The sequence below is a fragment of the Thermosynechococcus sp. OHK43 genome, from assembly GCF_014466085.1.
GTDB lineage: Bacteria > Cyanobacteriota > Cyanobacteriia > Thermosynechococcales > Thermosynechococcaceae > Thermosynechococcus.
This window is the reverse complement of record NZ_JACOMP010000211.1, coordinates 1-3299: the sequence shown is the minus strand read 5'-3', so window position 1 is coordinate 3299 and position 3299 is coordinate 1. Positions and strand designations below refer to the sequence as shown.

The window sequence follows — 3299 nt, the reverse complement described above, 5'->3', positions numbered from 1 at the left end:
TCTCTTGCTGGCGGTTATTGTCCTGCTGACATGGCCCCATCTCTACCTCATCCAGTTTTATTTTTGGCTATTTCGCCGCCAGTTGCCCAACAGCCTAGAACTGGGTGGCTTGTTCATCGTGTGGGCGATCGCAGGGGGTACGGGTCTTGGCTTCCTAGTGAGTCTCGCCCTTGGGTTTGTTCTATTGCCGTGGCTTTGGCCAGAGGTGGATGAGATAGGGCAATGGTTCACTGTAGCTGCGATCTACTTCGTCAATTCCCTCATTTGGTTTGAATTAGGCTATCGCTGGGGTCAGCGCCAAGCAAAGCGCCTCGAGTCTTGAGTGGGTTCTATTCATGGGAAAAGGGCTGTAATATACATCATGGGTGGTTTGTGCGGTTGCGGCAGCGGAATGATTAAAAATGACGTTTGGATTCGGGCCATGGCTGTCCAAGGCATGATTCAGCCCTTTGAGCCAACATTAGTGCGGCGGGTGGCTGAGCAGCCCGTGATTAGTTTTGGTCTTTCTTCCTACGGTTACGATATTCGCCTCAGCCCCAAGGAGTTTCGTATCTTTCGCCATGTGCCCGGGACAGTGGTGGATCCAAAGAACTTTAACCCTGCCAATTTAGAATTTGCCCCCCTCCATGAGGATGCCAATGGCATGTTTTTTATTTTGCCCGCCCATTCCTACGGCCTTGGGGTCGCCCTAGAACGGCTACAGGTACCCGAAAATGTCACGGTTCTGTGTATTGGTAAAAGTTCCTATGCACGGGCGGGAATTATCGCCAACTTGACACCGGCAGAAGCGGGCTGGCGAGGCCATCTGACCTTAGAATTTTCGAATTCCTCCAGTGCCGATTGCCGTATCTATGCCAATGAGGGAGTTGTGCAGTTGCTCTTTTTTGAAGGTGAACCCTGTGATGTGAGTTATGAAACACGGCGGGGCAAATACCAAGATCAGCCAGAGGCCGTTACATTGGCGCGGGTTTGAGTGAGTTGCTGCAACAGTCGTTGGGGTCCATGGTGTCCCCACTGATAGCCCTGCTGAAGATAGGGGTCGAGCCGGCGGCGAATCTGTTGGTAACCCCAGAAGATCACTCCCCCCTGTAGAACAACATTGGTATTGACTCCCCAGAGGTCAGTGCCGAAGGTTAAGCCTGGCCAACTGGTGAGATAAATCGCCGCATACCACAGCAAGACAAACTGACTCAGACTCCCAAAAGCCGGCAGGGGAAAAGGCACGCCGTAGGCTTGGCACGCTTTGCGGATATAAGCAAGGGTACTGATCATGGCCAGCACCACATCGAAAAATCCCCCCGGCAGCAGTAGGCTAGCCACCATCTGTGCGGTTAACCAAGACCATGCCGACGTGTCTTGGGGGCCAAGAGCTGCCCCGAGGCTCTGTTCAACTTGACTGGCTTGGTGGAGAATTCGTAGAGCACGGGCTTGAGGAGCCTCCTGTTGTAGCCACTGTTGAAGTAGCTGTCGCAGTTCTGGAATTCCCTGACCCGTTGTGCTGCTCACGGCAATACCTTCAGCCATTGGTGGGTAGAGATCCGCCTTGGCGAGAATGAGCTTGTGGGGAATCCTAAGGGTGCGCAGGCGATCGCGGGCTTGGCATTCAACGGGGGTGAAGCTGTCTTGGGTCACAAAAAGGACAAGATCAGCAGTCTCAACGGCACTCCATGTCATGCTTTCGCGGTCACTACCCGCCACTTCATCCAGCCCGGGAGTATCTGTGAGATCAACGATTTGATCTTGACAGTGCCAGCGAACGGTGCGCGGCCATTGGGTGGTGCCATGGATAGCGCCCACGGGAAAAATAGCTTCGCCATAGAGGGCATTCAAAAGTGCAGACTTGCCCCGCCCCACTTGGCCAAGGACAACAATGTGCCATGCAGGCTGGTGCAGGCGATCGCGCAACCCATAGAGAGCCTGCCAGTGGGCAGCTAGGTGCGGATGATGCACCTGATGCCACCCTAAGAGTTCCCCTAAGCATTTAGCAGCCAGGTCCAGAACGGCTGAGCTACTCACGGCGAAACAGGGGCCAATTGGAAGCCACCACAAGGGCAGCCGCAGCAATTAAGACGACTGGCAAGGGCATCACCCACTGCCGCAGGTGCAGCACCATTTCTGTGAGCACAAACAGGACAATAAAACTAACAAGGGCAATTTCCATAGACTAGCGACCGCGGGTTGGTTCTTCCAAAAAGAATGCTTTTTGACCGTTGGGCAACGTGGCATTGCGGAATGTTTTCACCTGTGCCAAGCGATCGCGCCCCCCTAGAATCCCATCTACCAAGTGTGCCCCCACAAGAATTGCTCGATCCAAGCGCGTGATAAGGAGACTGGCGCCTGTGAGCTTGGCATTTGTGAGATTGGCTTTCGTTAAATCAGCATTGTTAAGGATAGCGCCACTCAGATCAGCCCCCATCAGGTTGGCACTGCGCAGATTGGCAGCGTTGAGATTAGCTCCCCGCAGATCGGCCCCTTGAAGATTCCATCCCCGTAAGCGGGCATAGCTCAGATCGCACTTGGGGCAGCTACCCGTGCGCCGCAGTTGTTCTAAATCAGCGGGATTGGTAGCCCAAGCCGGAGCACCTAAAAGGAGCAATAAAAAGACCAAAGCACCCTTAGCGGCCATTACAACTTCCCAAGAGCATCTAATCTATAGGTTACAAGTCAGATAGACTTCACAATACTTCTCTGCAGTCTTCTTGCCCATTTATTTTACAGGATGAAGCAAGAGAGCACTAGTTACTGGTGCAACCCTCCTCACTAGCTTTCCAACTCTATCCACCCACACCCCGGCATCGTCCGGGCCGCGGTGGGTAAGGGTGTCCGCCATGCGGCGGGCGGTGGGGGCAAGGGGATCAGGCAAACGCGCTACGGCCCAGAAGCCTGTCAGGCCGCACACCTCAGGCACCCTTCTCAGGCCTGTGACGCCAGCGGCGTGCCCATCGCAGAACCGTTGACGGTGTGACTGATAAGGGTAACAAAGCCAGTGCAACCTTATAGCGACCAGTCCTCCAGACCAAATGCTGAATGGCGTGGAAACCAACACGATCACCGTTCATCACAGAACTCACAGCGGTGGAAAACGCAATGTGCTCAAAAAGGTGAGCGATACTTTTGTGTTTTTCAGCTAGGGCCTCCTCTTGCAAAAGACTCGCTAGGAATCGCAAAGAATCGGGTGGCCGTGTTTCACGTACGCCATCTGTTCGGTTCACTGCGTCGAGGTTGTACACGGCGGTAACGATCTTGGCATGAGCCACGGCGTGATCGAGAGCCAACTTACACCACGCAATGATGTCCTC

Annotated in this window: 6 protein-coding genes; 2 read left to right on the top strand and 4 right to left on the bottom strand. The window is 54.1% G+C overall.

The genetic code is table 11. The features are described 5' to 3' along the window. Positions 1-322, top strand: a 322-nt coding sequence (locus tag H8Q75_RS08985) for a hypothetical protein (RefSeq protein ID WP_297041204.1), incomplete at its 5' end; no start/stop codon positions are given. A 69-nt stretch (positions 323-391) separates the two neighbouring features. Then, positions 392-973 carry a dCTP deaminase gene (dcd, locus tag H8Q75_RS08980; RefSeq protein ID WP_041429276.1) on the top strand — a complete coding sequence of 194 codons (582 nt, stop codon included), beginning with the start codon at positions 392-394 and terminating at the stop codon, positions 971-973. Here dcd and H8Q75_RS08975 read toward each other — a convergent pair. The 4 genes from H8Q75_RS08975 to H8Q75_RS08960 all read right to left on the bottom strand — a co-directional run. Beyond that, positions 940-1950 (bottom strand): Era-like GTP-binding protein, encoded by a 1011-nt coding sequence (locus tag H8Q75_RS08975; protein WP_297041201.1) that lies wholly within the window; start codon positions 1948-1950, stop codon positions 940-942. The two genes, dcd and H8Q75_RS08975, sit on opposite strands and share 34 nt — an antisense overlap. Before the next feature lie 58 nt (positions 1951-2008). Beyond that, a complete protein-coding gene (locus tag H8Q75_RS08970; protein WP_157869728.1) occupies positions 2009-2161 on the bottom strand; it encodes a hypothetical protein in 153 nt (50 codons plus the stop codon). A 3-nt stretch (positions 2162-2164) separates the two neighbouring features. Continuing rightward, positions 2165-2626 carry a pentapeptide repeat-containing protein gene (locus H8Q75_RS08965; RefSeq protein ID WP_297041198.1) on the bottom strand — a complete coding sequence of 154 codons (462 nt, stop codon included), beginning with the start codon at positions 2624-2626 and terminating at the stop codon, positions 2165-2167. 274 nt (positions 2627-2900) lie between these two features. Next, positions 2901-3299, bottom strand: a 399-nt coding sequence (locus H8Q75_RS08960; protein WP_297041196.1) for a hypothetical protein, incomplete at its 5' end; no start/stop codon positions are given.

Excerpts from the sequence above, each read along its gene's own strand:
- dcd (WP_041429276.1), top strand. The coding sequence starts at position 392 with ATGATTAAAAATGACGTTTGGATTCGGGCCATGGCTGTCCAAGGCATG.
- H8Q75_RS08970 (WP_157869728.1), bottom strand. The coding sequence starts at position 2,161 with ATGGAAATTGCCCTTGTTAGTTTTATTGTCCTGTTTGTGCTCACAGAA.
- H8Q75_RS08965 (WP_297041198.1), bottom strand. The coding sequence starts at position 2,626 with ATGGCCGCTAAGGGTGCTTTGGTCTTTTTATTGCTCCTTTTAGGTGCT.